Origin of the sequence: Paenibacillus jiangxiensis (assembly GCF_046098255.1) — a bacterium.
Classification (GTDB): Bacteria; Bacillota; Bacilli; order Paenibacillales; family Paenibacillaceae; genus Paenibacillus; species Paenibacillus jiagnxiensis.
On the sequence record NZ_JBJURI010000013.1, the window covers coordinates 103,806 to 120,760 of the forward strand.

The 16,955-nt window shown below is 51.3% G+C and carries 18 protein-coding genes; 2 read left to right on the plus strand and 16 right to left on the minus strand.

Annotated elements, in window-relative coordinates:
• Positions 1–186: 186 nt before the first annotated feature.
• The 13 genes from ACI1P2_RS14265 to cymR all read right to left on the minus strand — a co-directional run bounded on the left by ACI1P2_RS14265 (position 187) and on the right by cymR (position 11,748).
• Positions 187–1,515 carry a peptidase U32 family protein gene (locus ACI1P2_RS14265; RefSeq protein WP_355320531.1) on the minus strand — a complete coding sequence of 443 codons (1,329 nt, stop codon included), beginning with the start codon at positions 1,513–1,515 and terminating at the stop codon, positions 187–189.
• Positions 1,516–1,538: 23 nt separating this feature from the next.
• Entirely contained in the window at positions 1,539–2,468 is a 930-nt protein-coding gene (locus ACI1P2_RS14270; RefSeq protein ID WP_355320532.1) for a peptidase U32 family protein, read from the minus strand.
• A 12-nt stretch (positions 2,469–2,480) separates the two neighbouring features.
• On the minus strand, positions 2,481–3,530 hold the full coding sequence (gene mltG / locus ACI1P2_RS14275) for an endolytic transglycosylase MltG (protein ID WP_355320533.1): 1,050 nt from the start codon (positions 3,528–3,530) through the stop codon (positions 2,481–2,483).
• Between the two features lie 89 nt (positions 3,531–3,619).
• Positions 3,620–3,916 (minus strand): DUF1292 domain-containing protein, encoded by a 297-nt coding sequence (locus tag ACI1P2_RS14280; protein ID WP_355320534.1) that lies wholly within the window; start codon positions 3,914–3,916, stop codon positions 3,620–3,622.
• Complete coding sequence (locus ACI1P2_RS14285; RefSeq protein ID WP_355320535.1) at positions 3,913–4,218, minus strand: DUF1292 domain-containing protein; 306 nt, start codon at positions 4,216–4,218, stop codon at positions 3,913–3,915. The genes ACI1P2_RS14280 and ACI1P2_RS14285 overlap by 4 nt, the downstream gene beginning before the upstream one ends.
• 14 nt (positions 4,219–4,232) lie before the next feature.
• A complete protein-coding gene (gene ruvX, locus ACI1P2_RS14290; RefSeq protein WP_355320536.1) occupies positions 4,233–4,649 on the minus strand; it encodes a Holliday junction resolvase RuvX in 417 nt (138 codons plus the stop codon).
• Entirely contained in the window at positions 4,646–4,921 is a 276-nt protein-coding gene (locus ACI1P2_RS14295; protein WP_355320537.1) for an IreB family regulatory phosphoprotein, read from the minus strand. The genes ruvX and ACI1P2_RS14295 overlap by 4 nt, the downstream gene beginning before the upstream one ends.
• Before the next feature lie 147 nt (positions 4,922–5,068).
• Positions 5,069–7,702 (minus strand): alanine--tRNA ligase, encoded by a 2,634-nt coding sequence (gene alaS, locus ACI1P2_RS14300; protein ID WP_355320538.1) that lies wholly within the window; start codon positions 7,700–7,702, stop codon positions 5,069–5,071.
• A 355-nt stretch (positions 7,703–8,057) separates the two neighbouring features.
• The gene (locus tag ACI1P2_RS14305; protein WP_355320539.1) at positions 8,058–9,125 is read right to left on the minus strand and encodes an AI-2E family transporter; all 1,068 of its coding nucleotides are present in this window, start codon (positions 9,123–9,125) and stop codon (positions 8,058–8,060) included.
• A gap of 165 nt (positions 9,126–9,290) precedes the next feature.
• Positions 9,291–9,500 carry a hypothetical protein gene (locus ACI1P2_RS14310; RefSeq protein WP_355320540.1) on the minus strand — a complete coding sequence of 70 codons (210 nt, stop codon included), beginning with the start codon at positions 9,498–9,500 and terminating at the stop codon, positions 9,291–9,293.
• A gap of 9 nt (positions 9,501–9,509) precedes the next feature.
• The gene (locus ACI1P2_RS14315; protein ID WP_355320541.1) at positions 9,510–10,031 is read right to left on the minus strand and encodes a PRC-barrel domain-containing protein; all 522 of its coding nucleotides are present in this window, start codon (positions 10,029–10,031) and stop codon (positions 9,510–9,512) included.
• 129 nt (positions 10,032–10,160) lie between these two features.
• The gene (locus ACI1P2_RS14320; protein WP_355320542.1) at positions 10,161–11,312 is read right to left on the minus strand and encodes a cysteine desulfurase family protein; all 1,152 of its coding nucleotides are present in this window, start codon (positions 11,310–11,312) and stop codon (positions 10,161–10,163) included.
• A 16-nt stretch (positions 11,313–11,328) separates the two neighbouring features.
• On the minus strand, positions 11,329–11,748 hold the full coding sequence (gene cymR / locus ACI1P2_RS14325; protein ID WP_355320543.1) for a cysteine metabolism transcriptional regulator CymR: 420 nt from the start codon (positions 11,746–11,748) through the stop codon (positions 11,329–11,331).
• Between the two features lie 279 nt (positions 11,749–12,027).
• Here cymR and mnmA point away from each other — a divergent pair, with 279 nt between their 5' ends.
• Both mnmA and ACI1P2_RS14335 read left to right on the plus strand, forming a co-directional pair.
• Positions 12,028–13,152 carry a tRNA 2-thiouridine(34) synthase MnmA gene (gene mnmA / locus ACI1P2_RS14330; RefSeq protein WP_355320575.1) on the plus strand — a complete coding sequence of 375 codons (1,125 nt, stop codon included), beginning with the start codon at positions 12,028–12,030 and terminating at the stop codon, positions 13,150–13,152.
• 271 nt (positions 13,153–13,423) lie between these two features.
• A complete protein-coding gene (locus ACI1P2_RS14335; RefSeq protein ID WP_355320576.1) occupies positions 13,424–14,269 on the plus strand; it encodes a PPK2 family polyphosphate kinase in 846 nt (281 codons plus the stop codon).
• Positions 14,270–14,365: 96 nt separating this feature from the next.
• Here the strand turns inward: ACI1P2_RS14335 and crcB (ACI1P2_RS14340) are convergent, their stop codons facing one another.
• The 3 genes from crcB (ACI1P2_RS14340) to ACI1P2_RS14350 all read right to left on the minus strand — a co-directional run bounded on the left by crcB (ACI1P2_RS14340) (position 14,366) and on the right by ACI1P2_RS14350 (position 16,508).
• Positions 14,366–14,737: a fluoride efflux transporter CrcB gene (crcB, locus tag ACI1P2_RS14340; protein ID WP_355320544.1), complete on the minus strand. Its 372-nt coding sequence runs from the start codon at positions 14,735–14,737 to the stop codon at positions 14,366–14,368.
• A complete protein-coding gene (gene crcB, locus ACI1P2_RS14345) occupies positions 14,734–15,135 on the minus strand; it encodes a fluoride efflux transporter CrcB (RefSeq protein WP_355320577.1) in 402 nt (133 codons plus the stop codon). Before crcB (ACI1P2_RS14345) ends, crcB (ACI1P2_RS14340) begins: the two co-directional genes overlap by 4 nt.
• Before the next feature lie 62 nt (positions 15,136–15,197).
• The gene (locus tag ACI1P2_RS14350) at positions 15,198–16,508 is read right to left on the minus strand and encodes a replication-associated recombination protein A (protein ID WP_355320545.1); all 1,311 of its coding nucleotides are present in this window, start codon (positions 16,506–16,508) and stop codon (positions 15,198–15,200) included.
• Between the last annotated feature and the right edge of the window lie 447 nt (positions 16,509–16,955).

The window sequence follows — 16,955 nt, forward strand, 5'->3', positions numbered from 1 at the left end:
CCCACACTATCCTTAACACTAACACTCTCTTTATGTATTTAACGATATTATACGACAAAAGTCCGTCTTGTCAGCCTTTATTGCCAAAATAAACTAAAACTTTTTTCCTATAAAAATATTAAAAAAAGAGGCCTCCCGACCGATATAGGAGAACCTCAAACCATATTTTTTCAGAATAAATGTTCTTTATTTCCGCTTCCGCATCATATCAAAATAGGAAACTGGCTGATCTACGATCATCTTTACCGGCTGCAGCGGATGACGGGCCGCGTTCAGCTCGTTGCCTTCTTCATCCCACAGCTTGCCTACCGTTTGCTTGAAGAACGTGCCCCCAGGCCCGAAAAATTCAACCTGCTGTCCCGGCTTGAAATGGTTGCGCTGCTGAATCGTCGCCAAACGTGTCTCGGGATTATAATCGAGTACCAATCCGGCAAAGTCATACGGTACAGCCTTCTCTTCCGGCTCGTAAATATGATCCTCATGATCCGGCGTATCATAGAAAAAGCCGGTGTTCAGCGGACGGTTGGCCGCTTTGTTAATTTCCTCGACCCACTCCGGCTTCAACACGTAGTTGTCCGGATCAGCCATGTACGAATCAATCGCCTGGCGGTATACATTGATCACCGTCGCCACGTAATGGATGGATTTCATCCGTCCTTCCACTTTAAAGCTGTCCACACCGACATCAATCAGATCCGGGATATGCTCGATCATGCACAGGTCCTTGGAACCCATGCTAAACGGATTATCCTGTTCATCATACAGCGGGAGTTGGTTAACTCCAAGGTTAAATTGCTCCAGCACACGGTTATCTCTGGCTTCTTCCTCGGATACCCATACCGCAGAAGGACGAGCATCTTCAAAAAGATCATATTTCCAGCGGCAGGACTGGCAGCAGCCCCCCCGGTTGGAGTCCCGATCTGTAAAGTGGTTGGACAGCACACACCGCCCGGAGAAGGAAGAGCACATCGCACCATGAATGAACGCCTCAATCTCGATATCCACATGCTCCTTGATTTCCGCGATTTCGTCCATGCTCGTCTCCCGGCCCAGCACAACGCGCGGCAGACCTTCCTCTTTCCAAAACTTCACAGCCTGCCAGTTCAGCGTCGATTGCTGTGTGCTCAGGTGCACCTCCAGCTCGGGCACGGCTTTGCGGGCCACTTGAATGATGGCAGGATCCGCAGCAATGATAGCGGAAATCCCCACCTCATGCAGCTTGCGCAAATACGCTTCAATACCTTCAACATCCTCATTATGGGCATAAATATTCGTAGCGACGAACACTTTGGCACCATATTTTTTGGCAAACTCGACGCCTTCCTTCATTTCCTCGAAACTGAAATTGTCGGCATTGGAGCGAAGGCCATAGTGCTGGCCGCCAATGTAAACGGCGTCTGCCCCATAGTGAATGGCAAATTTCAGCTTTTCCAGATTGCCGGCCGGTGCGAGCAGCTCCGGCTTATCCAGACGATAACGTTTGCCCTCATATTTACGTTTTGTTAAGGTCCCCATCGTTTTGTTCACCCCTTTGTTTTTTAATAGACCTGTTCTTTATAGAAAAATCCGAAAGAAAGCTCTCTTTCCGGGTCCTGCAGTCTGCGCACTTCATCTAGCCATGCTTCATCATAAGCATAGTCTTCCGGATGGTTATAATAGCTGTCGATAGCCGTACGGTAAGCTTTAACCACAGCCTCGTTATAAGGTGTCGGCTTTAGAAGCCCTTCAATTTTGAAGCTATGGACTCCTGCTGCCATCAGCAAATGAAGGTCTTCGATAATGCATATATCATCTGAGCTCATAATATGAGTTCCGTTGACATCCTCATAGATCGGAAACTTCTCTTCCCGGCGCTCTGCCTCAATCAGGAACAAATGACGTTCCTTCCCGAGATCTCCTTCCACCGGTCTGCCCTGATGCTTCATATAACTGGCCACAAGGCTCCGCTTGGAATGGTAAATATTCGTCATCCCGTGCACCTGCACTTGGGCTTCAAGCTGCAGATGGGGAATCATATCAGTAATCTCATCCATGTTGAGCTCCCGTGCCAGCACGACGCGGGATGCTCCCTTTTCCCCCCAATAATTAGCGGTAGAGTAGTTGGTTGAGGTCATTTCCGCATTCCAGAACAGCGCGATATGGGGAGCATACTCCTTCACGGCTGCAAGAACGGACGGGTCATTAAACTCGACCGCATCCACCCCTATGGAACCGAGCAACTGTACATAACCCGGAATTTCGCGGAGCAGGTCATTAGTCATCAGGTTATTCATGGAAACATATACTTTGGCACTGCGCGCATGCGCGGCCTCAACAGTAGCTTTGATCTCTTCGGGTGTAAAGCTGCCCGCCAGACGCATACCGAACCGGTCTTCTCCGATCAGCAGCGCGTCCGCGCCTGCATCCAGCATCTGCACAGCCTCCCCCGGTGAAGCTGCCGTTACAAGCAGTTCGGGTTTATCAGCCACTTGGCTTACCTCCTATTGTGTCACATTTTGACTTTTTTTGATATTGTTTAAATGTTCCTGATACGTCTTGGCGAATAAGTGCTCCTGGGAGCCGTCCTTTTTCGTAACATAGAAAAAATAATCCGTCTTGGCCGGCTCCAGCGCCGCCTGAATGGAGCTTAAACTCGGGCTGGCAATCGGGCCTGCGGGCAGACCCTCATTCGTATACGTATTATAAGGCGAGTCTACTTCCAGATCTTTAAACAGCAGCCGTTCCTTCTGCTTATTCAACATATATTGAACGGTTGCATCAATTTCAAGCTTTTGCCCTTTTTCCAGCCGGTTATAAATAACCCCTGCGACAATCGGACGCTCGGAATCTACAACAACCTCACGCTCCACCAGTGAAGCGACGGTAAGCAGTTCATGAAGTGTTTCATGGCGCTCCTCAAGCTTTTGCTCCAAATTGGGGATACTGTCCAGCTCTTTCTGAGTCTGCTCCAGCATGGCCGTCATCATTTCTTTCACCGAACTGCCCTTGGGCAGCTCATAGGTTTCCGGGAACAGATAGCCTTCCAGCTTGTAGCGCAGCTGCTTGTCCTCCGGGATATGCGCCAGCAGAGGCATGTCAAATTGTGCGGGGTCATTCGCGAGCTTCAGAAACTCTTCCTTGTCAGCAATGCCTTCCTGCTGCAATCTATCGGCGATTTGCAGCACCGTGAAACCTTCAGGAACGGTAAACCGGATCATCTCCTCAGGCACTACATCTCCGCTGGACAGCTTGGCAATCAATTGCTCGTATGTCATCCCCGGCTGTGCTTCGTACTTGCCGGCCTGAAAGTTGCTGCCTTGCTTCGTAAGTTTTAAGTAGGCTTTAAAAACATTAGAATTTCGAATAAGTCCTTTTTGCTCAAGCAGATCTGCAATCTGTGATGTTCTCATCCCCTGCTCCACGGTAAACGCGACGGTTCCCGCTTGCTGTTGGACAGGCTGCATCATTTGCCGAAGATAGAGTGCCGCTCCTGCCACGACAAGTAATAAGACGAGCAGGAGCAACACCCCGGTCCTAGCCTTGCGCTTCAAATTATCCAACCCCTTCACAACCAAAAAGAGCGGACAAGTCCGCCCTTTCCGGGTTATCATTCACTCTAAAGTCATTTCAAAACTATGGGCTATTCCGGGAATGTGCACTCATCGTACAGCTCCGCAATATCCTCCCACTCGTCATCGTCTTCGATGACGGTCAGCTCGGGCACATCGCCTTTCCATACCACCCTGAAAAGCTCATACTCCCCAGCGGCAGCATTCTGTTCGCGCAGAACCGCATATGCCTGTCCGCCTACCTCAAATTCGGCCTCCAGCGTGTAAGGAACAGAATGTCCTTCCCCGTCCTCAAGTTCCACTTGGGAACCGAAGGCCTCCTTCAATCCGGTCGTCCAGGTCAAATCCTCACGGGAATACATCGTCATTTCTCAAAATCCTCGTCATCTGCTTCTACAAAGGTATTAAATGTTTCTTCAACAATTTCCCATTCGGCATCATCCGTAATCGGGTACAATTTAATATCGTCACCGTCTTCCTCATACCGGAAGGCGTACACATCGGTTTCATCTTCTTCAGGTTCGACCGGTGCAACCATCATATATTTGGCATCAGAGCCATCCACTTCGAATTTCATGATGACCTCGAATTCTTCTTCGTTGCCCTCTTCGTCGTCGATATAAATAATTTCCGGCTGCTCTTCTTCCAGGTCCAATCGATTATCCGCCATCTGCGAAATCCCCCTCACCTTTTAATGTTAGCATCCAAATAGTTTTGCAAAATCAAGCTTGCGGCCATTTTGTCAACAACCTGCTTCCGCTTCTTCCGGCTGACGTCCGCTTCCAGCAGCGTCCGCTCTGCGGCGACGGTTGTAAGCCGCTCATCCCAAAGGTGAACGGGGATGTTCAGTAACTCGCGTAATCTTCCGGCAAAAGCCATTGCAATTTCGCCCCGTGGGCCAACGGTTCCGTTCATGTTCTTCGGCAGACCGACAACAATCTCGGAAACCCCGTTGTCCCGCACCACTTCGGCAATCTTGCCATACTCGCTCTCGTCCTTACGCCGTTCGATAACTTCAAATCCCTGGGCGGTCCAGCCGAAGGGATCGCTCATGGCGACGCCGATCCTGCGGTCCCCATAATCCAGACCCATTACTTTCATTCCGTCTTCCCCTGACGATGGCTGGCCAAATAAGAACGAACCAGTTCTTCGATCAGCTCATCACGTTCTTTCTTGCGCACCAGACTTCTGGCGTTGTTGTGCCGGGGAATATAAGCCGGATCCCCCGACAGCAGGTAACCGACGATCTGATTGATGGGATTGTATTCCTTCTCGACCAGAGCATCGTATACCGTCAGCAGTATTTCCTGCGCCGACGCTTCCTTCTCGTCGGCCTTGACGTTGAACTTCACCGTCTTATCCATGGAATCCATGTAGACACCTCGCTTCCACAAAAACATGACACACATGTTTATGCCAGCTATTCCTTTATATCATACCATAACCTGGTGCCTGCAAGGAAACAAACGGCCCGAATTTCCCAGATTTCTGTATATTTTTCAGAACTGCGGCTGATTTGCTCAGCTTCCGGAAGCCTCGGTCACCAGCTCGACAGCACGGGCAAGCGCTTCATCAAGCTTGGAGGCATCGCGCCCTCCTGCCTGAGCCATATCCGGACGGCCGCCGCCTCCCCCGCCGCAGATAGCCGCAATTTCTTTGACCAGCTTGCCAGCATGAAGGCCGGCCTTGACCTGTTCGGCAGGTACAGCTACGACAAAGTTTACTTTATCCTCCATCGCTGCTCCAAGCACAAGCACAGCGGACGGCAGCTTGCCTTTCAGTTCATCGGCGATCGCACGCAGGTTATCCATCGTAGATGCTTGCACTCGAACGGCCAGCAGCTGCGTATTTCCTGCCTGCACTACCTTATCGGTTAATTGTCCGGCCTCGATAGCGCTCAGCTTGCCCTGCAGCGATTCGTTCTCGCGGCTGAGCTCTTTGATCTGCTGGTGCAGCCCCTCAATCCGTTTCGGCACTTCATTGACGTTCGATTTCAGAAGCGTCGCAGCCGTCTTCAGCAGCTCAAGCTGGCCTTCCGAATACTCGTACGCATAACGTCCGGTCACAGCTTCAATTCTGCGCACACCGGAGCCGATTCCGCTCTCGCTCACCAGCTTAAATAGCCCGATTTGCGAAGTGTTGCCCACATGACAGCCGCCGCAGAGCTCAATGCTATAATCTCCCGCTTTGACAACCCGCACAATATCCCCGTACTTTTCACCGAAGAGGGCCATCGCTCCCAGCGCCTTGGCTTCGTCAATCGGCATCAGGTCAATGGTGACCTTGTCCTGGCTCCAAATATGGCTGTTGACTCTGCGCTCGATATCCGCAAGCTCCTCGTCTGAGATGCTGCCAAAATGCGAAAAGTCGAAACGCAGGCGCGAGGCCTCAACCAGGGATCCGGCCTGATTCACATGCTCGCCCAGCACCTCTTTCAGCGCTTTATGAAGAAGGTGTGTGGCGGTATGGTTTTTCTCGATATCCTGGCGGGCTTCAGCATCTACTTCCGCCCGTACGGTATCGCCCACGCGCAGCTCGCCCGCCTGCACCAGAATCTGATGGACATGCTGGCCCTGTGGCGCTTTGCTCATACCCTCAACTTTTGCAGTCACTGCTGCACCATGCAGCACCCCGCGGTCGCTCACTTGTCCGCCGCTTTCCGCATAAAACGGTGTAATATCCAGGACAATCTGCGCTTCCTGGCCCTCGCTTACAGTATCCACCATGGCATCCTCGTGAATAATGGCAAGCACTTTGGACTCCGTCACGAGGTCATTATATCCAACAAAATCACTTTTAACCGTCAGCTCGGAGAGCGCTCCGCCCTGTACCTTCATGCTGCCGCTATTCTGGCGTGCCGCGCGTGCGCGATCGCGCTGCTCCTGCATCGCCTGGTCGAAACCTTCGCGGTCAACGGTTAAACCGTGCTCGCTGGCATAGTCCTCCGTGAGGTCGAACGGAAATCCGTAAGTATCATACAGCTTGAAAGCATCTGCACCGCTGATAATCGTATGGCCCGCCGCTTTTGCCTGCTCGCTGATCTCAGCCAGAATGGCAAGGCCGTCGCTCAGCGTTTCGTGGAAGCGCTCCTCTTCCGTTTTGATCACCTTCACAATGAAGTCGCGTTTGTCCACAACCTCCGGATAGTAGACTCCCATCACATCACCGACGGTTTTAACCAATTCGTACATAAACGGCCGATCCAGCCCCAGCATCTTGCCGTAGCGGACAGCGCGCCGCAGCAGACGGCGGATTACGTAGCCGCGTCCTTCATTGGAAGGAAGCACCCCGTCGCCTACGGCGAAAGTTACGGTACGGATATGATCCGCTATAACCTTGAGGGCTACATCCTTCTCAGGATCCTCGTTGTATTTAACACCGGCCATGGCGGCCGTCTTCTGAATCATCGGCTGGAATAGGTCTGTATCAAAGTTGGAGTTCACATCCTGCAGGATGGAAGCCAGACGCTCCAGACCTGCGCCTGTATCGATATTTTTATTGGGAAGCGGCGTATAGCTGCCGTCCTTGTTATGGTTGAACTGGGAAAATACAAGGTTCCATACTTCCAGATAGCGTTCATTCTCTCCGCCCGGATACATTTCCGGGTCCGACATGTCGCTGCCATAAGCTTCGCCGCGGTCATAGAAGATTTCAGTACACGGACCGCACGGCCCCTCACCGATATCCCAGAAGTTGTCTTCCAGCTTAATAATCCGCTCTGCAGGCAGGCCGATTTTCTCGTTCCAGTATTTGTAGGCCTCTTCATCCTCCGGATAGACCGTGACCGACAGCCGCTCAGGATCAAAGCCGATCCACTTTGGACTCGTCAGGAATTCCCACGCCCAGGTAATTACTTCTTCTTTAAAATAATCCCCGATGGAGAAGTTGCCCAGCATCTCGAAAAATGTATGATGTCTGCGCGTTTTGCCGACATTCTCAATGTCATTAGTACGGATGCATTTCTGGGAATTCGCGATACGCGGATTTTCAGGCTTGACACGTCCATCAAAATAAGGCTTTAAAGGCGCCATGCCCGCATTAATCCACAACAGCGTAGGGTCGTTATGCGGTACAAGCGAAGCGCTCGGTTCAATCGCATGCCCTTTTTCCTTAAAAAACTCCAGCCATTTGGAGCGAATTTCACTGGCTTTCATAACACATGCCTCCATCGGTTCAAAATTAGATAAGGTAAAAACAGAAAAACGCCCCTGAAAAAATCAGGGACGAATATATCGCGGTACCACCCTGGTTATCGCCGCCTCTGCCTGGGCATAAGCAAACGATCGCCTTATATGGACCGGTAACGGGGTCCTGCCGGCGGGGATGAGCCGCACTCCGAAATGAGCTTTCCGCCGTTATCTGACACAGGCTCTTGCAGCCTTCACGGAAGAACCTGTGAAGAAGCCCGCTCTCTGGGAAAGAACCCCGGCGTACTTAATTTCATCAACGTTTTATCCTGTAAACATACATAACTAATTATACTTGCGGGTATAGGCAATGTCAATAAATTCAAACTGTTTTCCGCTTAATATAATAGGCGAAAAGCCGCTGCACTACTACCTTGAGCACAGCCATGACCGGCACGGCCAAAATCAGGCCCGGAATGCCTGCAATCTCCCCGCCTACCAGAAGCGCAAAAATAATTGCGAGCGGATGCAGGTGCAGCGTCCGGCCTACCACCTGCGGCGACACCACATTACTCTCCAGGATTTGGCATATGACATTTACGATAACGACCATGATCACCATTTTCATCGATATCGTTGAAGCCATAATGACGGCAGGTGCTGCACCGAGAAAGGGCCCCAGATAAGGAATGATATTAAAGATCGCCACTATACTGGCCAGCAGCAAAGCATAGGGCATTCCTGCAATCATGTATCCCACATAAGCGAGTGCGCCGATAATGACACATACGAGAAATTGGCCCCTGATGTAGTGCCCAAGTGCCGTATCGATTTCCTTCAGCATCACAACGATCCCCTTGCGATGTGCCCCTGGCAGAATCGACACCACCGCCCGCTCGAACACATCAAAATCCTTTAGAATATAAAAGATCAGAAACGGCACGATGAAAATATTGAGCAGCGTATTGATCATGCCGCCGATATTATCCATAATGCCCGTAATCACTGTGGAAATACGGTTTTCCAGTTGAAAAACCCATTGATTCATTCCGCTGCGCACGCCGCCGGGCATCATTGGATTGTCCAGATCGGACAGAAGCCCCTGCGCATGCATCGTTATTTCAGGCAAATGCTCATTTAATTCTTCCAGCTGCTCAATAAGCATGGGAATGATGTTCATCAGCACAACTCCAAGGCTGGTCAGGAAAAAGGCATAAATGAGCAAAACCGCCACTCCCCTTGGTACCTTCCTGCCACTGAGCATATTCACGACAGGGTTAAGGACATAGGAAATAATCATAGCCACGGCAAAGGGCGCGATAATCGTTTTTAAAAAACGGTATGTAGTGAAAAACAGCGGACGCAGGAGCCACAGGAAATATAAAATCATCAAACCGAGCAGCAGCAGCACACCGTAACGGAAAAATCTGTTTTTGGCTAAATGCTCCATCTTCTGCTTCACCTTCTTTTTGGGACTTGCTCTCCGATTCAGTATATGCGGAAGCAGACCGGATTAACCCCCATCCCTCCTGCCAAAAAAAGCGCTTGTTCTTCCGGTATCCGGCAGAACAAGCGCTTGTAAACCTCAGCAATACGAAGCCGGCAGCGCAAAGTTTCAAGAGGATGCGTGTGCCTGCGGGAATTCCTGGGTATATTCCTCCCCAAAAAACAGATCGTCCAGCGAACTGAGCGTTCCGTCTTCTTCGACCTGGTAAACAGACATTTTATCGCCGATTACCTGCAGTTCAATGTAACAGCCCCAGCAATAAAACTGGTGGGAGCCGATTTTGCCTATATCTTTGGAATTACAATTTGGACATTTCATAAATTCACCCTATCCGTTAACAGAATATATAACCTTCTCCAATCGCTGCTCGCTGAGCGGGGGAACCATAATGGCATTCTCTCCGATGGACATGCCGTCGGTGCAGGGCAGCCATTTCCGCCCTTCGATCAAGTCCGAAACGAAACCCTCGCTGATTTCAATCCCTTTTACCTTGTTTCCCAATTCCTGGTCAAAATAAACATCGGTGACATGTCCAAGCATAAGTCCCTCCTCCGTCAAAATGGACAGATCCTTAAGCTTGCTGCCGCCAAGAAGGTAAGTATAATGTATGTCGTCGGCTTCCGTCTTGCGGACAGCCTGCTGATTGCGAATCATTACGGCATCTTCTCCGTACGCTACGATGTCTTCCCAATCAACGGTCTTGACGTGGGAGGAAAAAAGGCTTTTCCCTTCCAGCTCAATCCCTTTAATGGTCCAGTCCGCCGTAAGTATAAAATCATGTATTTTGCCAATCTGCTTGCCGTCCTCCACATCGAACACAGCAAGACCGATCATCTCCTGAAGCTTCATGCCGGGTACCTCCTCATCATTCATATTCCGAACATGCGTTGAAGTCTTGCTCTTGTATGCAACAGCTTTGACGTTCGGCTGATGAAATGGAAAACCGTGCTATCCTCCTTTCAATGTCCGGAGCTTCCCCTAATGCCTATTACGCAGCCTTTGCGATATGGTTGCAATTTTTTCTGCCGTGTATTCCATTTCTTCCGTAGTATTACCCAAACCGAAGCTGAAACGAATCGCGGAACGCAGAATATCTTCGGGAAGATTCATGGCCTTCAGTACATGAGACAGCTCAATAGAGCCGGAGGTGCATGCGGAGCCACTTGCCGCCGCGATCCCTTCCATATCCAGATTCATCAGCATCGTCTCCGTGCTGCAGCCTGGAAAGCTGAGATTCACAATGTGGGGCAGGAAATGCTCACTGCTGCCATTCACCGTAAATCCGTCACTGCCAAGTCTCTGCTCCAGTCCGTTCAGAAGCGTTTCGCGGAGCGACAGATCGTGCTCTCTCCGTTCATGTACTGCAGCGGTTGCAATAGCGGCAGCTTTCGCAAAACCGGCGATACCTGCCATATTTTCCGTGCCTGCCCGCCGCTGCTTCTCCTGCAATCCTCCGTACTGACGGGGCTGAAGAACTGTGCCGCGGCGCACATACAAGGCTCCGATCCCCTGCGGACCGTTGATTTTATGTGCCGACACACTCAACAGATCCACCGGCAAATCACGGCATGAGATCGGCAGCGCCCCGAAGGCTTGTACAGCATCAACATGAAACAGGATGCCTCGGCTATGGGCCAAATCCCCCACTTCAATAACAGGCTGAACTGTTCCAACTTCATTATTCGCATACATCATGCTGATAAGAAACGTATCCGGCCGGATGGCCGCCTCCACCTCTTCCGGATGCACACGCCCGGTATGGTCCACAGGCACATAAGTCACTTCGTAGCCCAGACGCTCCAGCTCCGCACAGCTGTGGAGAACCGCATGGTGTTCTATTGCCGTTGTTATGATATGACCGCTCCTGCGCCCTTTGGCGAAGGCCGCTCCAAATAGGGCCAGGTTATCGCTTTCCGTGCCGCCTGACGTAAAAGTCACTTCTTCCGGCAGACACCCTAAAGAAGCCGCAACGACGTCACGTGCTTCGCTGACGGTGCGCTTGGAGGCACGACCGAAAGCGTGCACGCTAGAAGCGTTGCCAAATTGGCCGGTCATGGTGTCCATCATGGTCTGCGCAACCTCAGGATGTACAGGAGTCGATGCGGCATGGTCCAAATAAATACGTTTCATCGCTAGCCACCTCGTATCAGATGTAGAACATGTAGTTATCTGCCTGATCCTTTTCCTGATAGGTTATCAAGTCCTTAAGCGTCGTTGAATCCAGCACGCCAGCAATGCTGTCACGGATGCGCAGCCACAAATCCCGCTTCGCCGGATCGTCCTCCTCCGTAAAATCAACGGGTGAAATCGGTCCCTCAAGCACGCGGATTATATCTCCTGCAGTGACTTCGGCCGGATCGCTTGACAGGATGTATCCGCCGTATGCCCCGCGGATGCTTTTCACGAGACCCGCATTGCGGAGCGGCGCAATCAGCTGCTCCAGATAGTGCTCGGACAGCTGGTTTCTCTCGGCGATGCTTTTCAAAGAAGTCGGCCCTTCTCCGAATTTCGCTGCTAGCTCCATCATTATAGTCAATCCGTAACGTCCTTTAGTTGATATCTTCAAAGGTGCCACCTCTTCATAAATAAATTGCTGCATGATGCAAATTCTATATAAAAGACAAAGCTGCATAATGCAAAAAAACATTCTATTCCGATCATAGCTCTAATGGTATCATATCCAGACCGTTTATGGTAACCATTCGTTGCAGGATTGTCAAATTGTTTTTGAGCTGCCCTTGACATTTTTAACAGATCACATCGCAACTTGCAACAAATTATGTTACAATACGAGGGTTAAGGATTCATACCCTTGACCAATCCAACGAAAGAATCGGTGATGACGATGGCAAAAGCCAATAAAGATACCCGTGTCGTCGTCGGTATGTCGGGAGGCGTCGATTCCTCCGTTACAGCCCTTCTGTTAAAGCAGCAAGGCTATGACGTGATCGGCATCTTCATGAAAAACTGGGATGACACGGATGAGTTCGGCCGCTGTACGGCCGAAGAGGATGCGGAAGATGTGCGCCGTGTCTGTGAGCAAATTGATATCCCTTACTATACCGTCAATTTCGAAAAAGAATATTATGATAAAGTATTCTCCTATTTTCTTGATGAATATAAGTCCGGACGAACTCCAAATCCGGATGTCATGTGCAACCGTGAGATCAAATTCGGCGAATTTCTGAATAAAGCGCTGGATTTGGGGGCCGACTATGTGGCTACAGGCCATTATGCAAGGGTTGTGGAAAATGACGGAGTCTATACACTTCTGCGCGGTGTGGACAGCAACAAGGATCAAACCTACTTCCTGAACGCGCTCAGCCAGAAGCAGTTGTCGAAGGCGATGTTCCCCATCGGGCATATCCCTAAGCCGGAGGTGCGGCGGATTGCTGAAGAAGCGGGACTGTACACCGCCAAGAAAAAAGACAGCACCGGCGTATGCTTCATCGGCGAGCGCAACTTCAAGGAGTTCCTCAGCAATTACCTGCCTGCCAAGGGCGGCGATATGGTCGATATCGAAACCGGGGAAGTTAAAGGCCGCCACGACGGCCTGATGTATTATACGCTCGGGCAGCGTCAAGGGCTGGGCATCGGCGGATCGGGCACCGGCGAGCCTTGGTTTGTGGCCGACAAGGATCTGGAGCGCAACATTCTGTACGTCGTTCAAGGCGACAAGCATCCGAGCCTGTATTCCACAGGCCTCATTGCCGAAGGTGTAAACTGGATTGCTGGCGCGGACGCCATTCCGGCACAGCCGCGGCGCTGTACGGCCAAATTCCGTTATCGCCAGCCTGATCAGGGCGTAACGCTGACTTGGCGCGAGGATGGCTCTGTTCATGTCGCTTTCGACCAGCATCAGAAGGCAGTAACTCCGGGACAGGCTGTTGTATTTTACGACGGCGACGTCTGCCTCGGTGGCGGCACCATCGACAAGATCGAGAAGCTGCAGGTACAGCCTCAAGCTTGATATAACACGGACACTCTCCTGCTATCGGTTAGCCATTCTTCCTCCGGGAAGGATGGCTTTTTTTAGTTATTAGAAAGTATAAATCTACCGGGATCATTTACTAATATCGCAAAAAAACCTCTTCTAAACGCGGTCTGGCTCCTTAAAATGAACGTCGATAGACGCTTTTCTTATTGGTATGGATAATCCGACCGTCCCCTGATCGTGATGATTTCCCCGATGAAGGGTATGTATATAATAGCCTATCGTAGAGGAGAGATCACCCATGAACATGAACGAAGCATTTATTATGCCACCCGGCGCTTCGGTAAAGCTAAGCTCCATTGATTCCAAGAATACGGCCGGGTACCGCAGCCGGGAAGAGATTGGGAAAGAGCATAAAAGGTTGCTGAAAAAACTTGAGGAGCTTCAGGAACCGCTGTTCGCGGGCAAAAAACATGCCCTTCTGTTTGTTTTTCAGGGAATGGACTGCAGCGGCAAGGATGGGGTGATCAATCATGTTTTTTCCGCCGTCAATCCGCAGGGCCTGCTCACGTATAGCTTTAAACCCCCCACCCCCGAAGAAGCTGCACATGATTTCCTGTGGAGAGCGCACAGAAAAGTTCCCGGCAAAGGATATATCGCAACTTTTAATCGTTCCTACTATGAAGATGTGCTCATTACACGTGTTCACCGGACCATCTCCGACCAGGAAGCGGCACGGAAATTCGAGCAGATCAATGCGTTTGAACAGCTGTTGACGGACAGCGGTGTGAAAGTAGTGAAAATTTTCCTGCATATTTCAAAAGCATTTCAGCTTGAAAAGCTGATCGACCGGATTGAGACACCTCATAAAAACTGGAAGTTTGACGCAGGTGACCTGACGGAGCGCAAATCCTGGGATTTGTATCAATCCTACTATGAAGACATATTCGAGCGCTGCAGCAGTCCGGAGCTGCCCTGGCATATCGTTCCCGCCGACCACCGCTGGTACCGGGATTTTGCCGTACTGCAGATCGTCGTGAGCACACTGGAGGGTCTGGGTCTCTCCTTCCCCGAACCGAAGCCGGAGCTGAAAGAGCTGCTTCCGGAGCTGTACCGGGAAAGAGGGCTAGAGAAAGAGAAGGAGGAGAAATAAGCGCGCACAGATGTAACAGGCCCGGCAGTGTACATGACTGCTGGGCCTTTTTTGAAGAGTATGGATCAATTGATTTTCAACGGATCTGAAATATGTTCAATGATTAAACCAGGATGCAAGCTCCATTCCGAGTGCCGCGCCAGCGATGCCGAGCAGAACCGAGGACAGCACATACAGCGCTGCACTGCCGCCGCGGCCGCTATCGATCAGCTGCAGCGTTTCATAACCGAAGGTCGAGAAGGTCGTATACGCCCCGCAAAAGCCAACACCAAGCATCCCCCACAAGGCGGGGGACAAGGTCCCCTCCGAAAACAGATGGTACAGTGCCCCCAGAAGCAGAGAGCCTGAAATGTTAATAAGCCATGTTCCCCACGGAAAAGAGGTACCCAGGCGGGCGGACACCGCCTTGCCCAATCCGAAGCGCAGCACCGCGCCCGCGATGCCGCCGATACCCGTCAACCAGATCATACGGCTTCGCCTCCTTCGGAACGGGAAGCCATATACTGCCCGAGCCTAATGCCTGCCAGAGACATCAGAAGCCCGCCGAGCAAGCTTGCTGCAATATATAACAAGGAGATTGCGGCTTGGCCTTCACTCCACAACCGCACCGCATCTACAGTGAAGGTAGAGAATGTTGTAAAGGCTCCGGTAAAACCCGTACCAATGGCGAGGCGCAGCCGCGGCGGAATCCGCCATACTCCGGGAGTGACCGCGAAAAACCAGCCCAGAAACAGGCAGCCAGACAGGTTAATGAGCAACACAGCCAGCGGAAACCCGCCGTTTCCCGCCGGAATCCACTGCTGCATGCCATACCTGCAGAGCGTCCCAAGCAGCCCGCCCGCGCCTACAAAGACTGAATCTTTAATCATGGGTTATAACTCTCCTATGGTGATGAACCAAACTTTGATGGCACAAAGTTACGTTCTTTTTATTTCTGCGATTCCCGCCATTGCTGGTTCTGCCGGACCTTGCTTTCATTCCCCTGCTCTGTCGCTCTGTAAAAGGTTCGGTCAGCAATTTCATCCGGCAAATACTGCTGTCTGACATAGTGATTAGGAAAATTATGCGGATATTTGTAGCCGACATACCCCAGCTTCTCCGCCCCTTTATAGTGGGCATCCCGCAGATGCAGGGGAACCTCGGCCGACTTGATTTCCTCCATCGCGGACATCGCGTTCGAGATCGCCATAACTACCGCGTTGGATTTCGGGCTTTCCACCGCAAACAGGATCGCCTGGGCAATATTCAGCTTGGCTTCCGGCCAGCCGTTATTGCGATACGCCTCCAGCGCACTGACGGCCTGCACCATCGCCTGCGGATTCGCCAGCCCGATATCCTCGCTGCTGGCAGCGATCAGCCGACGAATGAACGTCATTGGGTCCATTCCCAGCTTTTCCACCGCGTACAAAAACCAGAACAGCGCCGCATCGCTGGAGCCGCGGATGCTCTTGTGAAAGGCGGACAAAACATCATACTGTGTGGATTCATCCGCCTTGACAATCGGCCTGCGGATGGATTCCTCCGCCACTTCGAGCGTTACATGGACCGTGCCGTCCGCCAGCGGAGAGGTTGTCAGCGCAGCCAGTTCAAAAGCGTTCAGAGCACGCCGGATATCCCCATTCGCCATGGTAGCGATATGATCCAGGGCTTCTTCATCGACCTTCAACTCCATAAAGCCAAGCCCTTTTTCCTCATCGCCGAGGGCTCGGCGCATGGCCGCCAGCGAATGCTCCTTGGTGAGGGCCTCCAGCTGAAACAGGGTGGACCGGCTCAGCAAGGCCCCGTTGACGTAGTGAAACGGATTTTCCGTCGTGGCTCCAATAAAAATGATCGTCCCCTTTTCCACTGCAGGCAGTAAAGCATCCTGTCTGGAGCTGTTGAAACGATGCACTTCATCGAGGAACAGGATCGTTTTTGTGCCGTACATCGCCTTGTTGCTTTGCGCCTGATCAATCACCTCGCGGACATCTTTAACCGAAGCATCCACCGCATTCAGACGCACAAAGTTCCCCTGCGTATGATTCGATATAATATGCGCCAGCGTCGTCTTACCGCATCCCGGCGGTCCATACAGCAGAATGGAGCTCACCTGGTCGGCTTCAATCGCCCGCCGCAGCAGCTTTCCAGGTCCTACAATATGTTCTTGCCCAATATATTCATCCAGGCTTACCGGTCTCATCCGGTCCGCAAGCAAACGGCTGCCCGGGGTCGACTCCTGGGAAAACGAAAATAAATCCATATGTTTCACATCCTTGAAAGTTTGCGTAACCGTTCGTAACACTGTCTTCTATTTTAACATACCGCCAGTCACAGTGCAGTCAACCAGCCTTCCCATCAAGTCGTAGATATGCAGGATAGCTCTTCAAGAGCAGAAAAAGATAAGGTCCTGTGCTTTGTACAGATACATGCATGGCGTACGTCACTTGAAGCACAAAAAGCCGAGAACAGGGAGAAACTCGTTCCTGTTCTCGACTTTATTACCAACCATAAATCGCCGGAGATTGGCGATTTATGGTTGGCATTGATGAGTAGAAGGACGCACGCAGCAGCGGAAAGGACGAAGCAATTCCGGAAAAGCGCAGCGTTCGCCTTTATCCCCCAATTTCATCCGCTAAAAATATAATCAGAAATTGGGGGATAACAGCGATTGGAGGAATGCTTCGTTCTTGGAGCGCCTCAAAAACAG

Coding starts and splice junctions, on each gene's coding strand:
- ACI1P2_RS14310 (WP_355320540.1), bottom strand. CDS start 9,500: ATGAAATGTCCAAATTGTAATTCCAAAGATATAGGCAAAATCGGCTCC.
- ACI1P2_RS14295 (WP_355320537.1), bottom strand. CDS start 4,921: ATGGATTCCATGGATAAGACGGTGAAGTTCAACGTCAAGGCCGACGAG.
- ACI1P2_RS14350 (WP_355320545.1), bottom strand. CDS start 16,508: ATGGATTTATTTTCGTTTTCCCAGGAGTCGACCCCGGGCAGCCGTTTG.
- ruvX (WP_355320536.1), bottom strand. CDS start 4,649: ATGAAAGTAATGGGTCTGGATTATGGGGACCGCAGGATCGGCGTCGCC.
- ACI1P2_RS14335 (WP_355320576.1), top strand. CDS start 13,424: ATGAACGAAGCATTTATTATGCCACCCGGCGCTTCGGTAAAGCTAAGC.
- ACI1P2_RS14315 (WP_355320541.1), bottom strand. CDS start 10,031: ATGAAGCTTCAGGAGATGATCGGTCTTGCTGTGTTCGATGTGGAGGAC.
- mnmA (WP_355320575.1), top strand. CDS start 12,028: ATGGCAAAAGCCAATAAAGATACCCGTGTCGTCGTCGGTATGTCGGGA.
- ACI1P2_RS14285 (WP_355320535.1), bottom strand. CDS start 4,218: ATGGCGGATAATCGATTGGACCTGGAAGAAGAGCAGCCGGAAATTATT.
- alaS (WP_355320538.1), bottom strand. CDS start 7,702: ATGAAAGCCAGTGAAATTCGCTCCAAATGGCTGGAGTTTTTTAAGGAA.
- ACI1P2_RS14320 (WP_355320542.1), bottom strand. CDS start 11,312: ATGAAACGTATTTATTTGGACCATGCCGCATCGACTCCTGTACATCCT.
- ACI1P2_RS14265 (WP_355320531.1), bottom strand. CDS start 1,515: ATGGGGACCTTAACAAAACGTAAATATGAGGGCAAACGTTATCGTCTG.
- ACI1P2_RS14305 (WP_355320539.1), bottom strand. CDS start 9,125: ATGGAGCATTTAGCCAAAAACAGATTTTTCCGTTACGGTGTGCTGCTG.
- ACI1P2_RS14280 (WP_355320534.1), bottom strand. CDS start 3,916: ATGACGATGTATTCCCGTGAGGATTTGACCTGGACGACCGGATTGAAG.
- crcB (WP_355320544.1), bottom strand. CDS start 14,737: ATGATCTGGTTGACGGGTATCGGCGGCATCGCGGGCGCGGTGCTGCGC.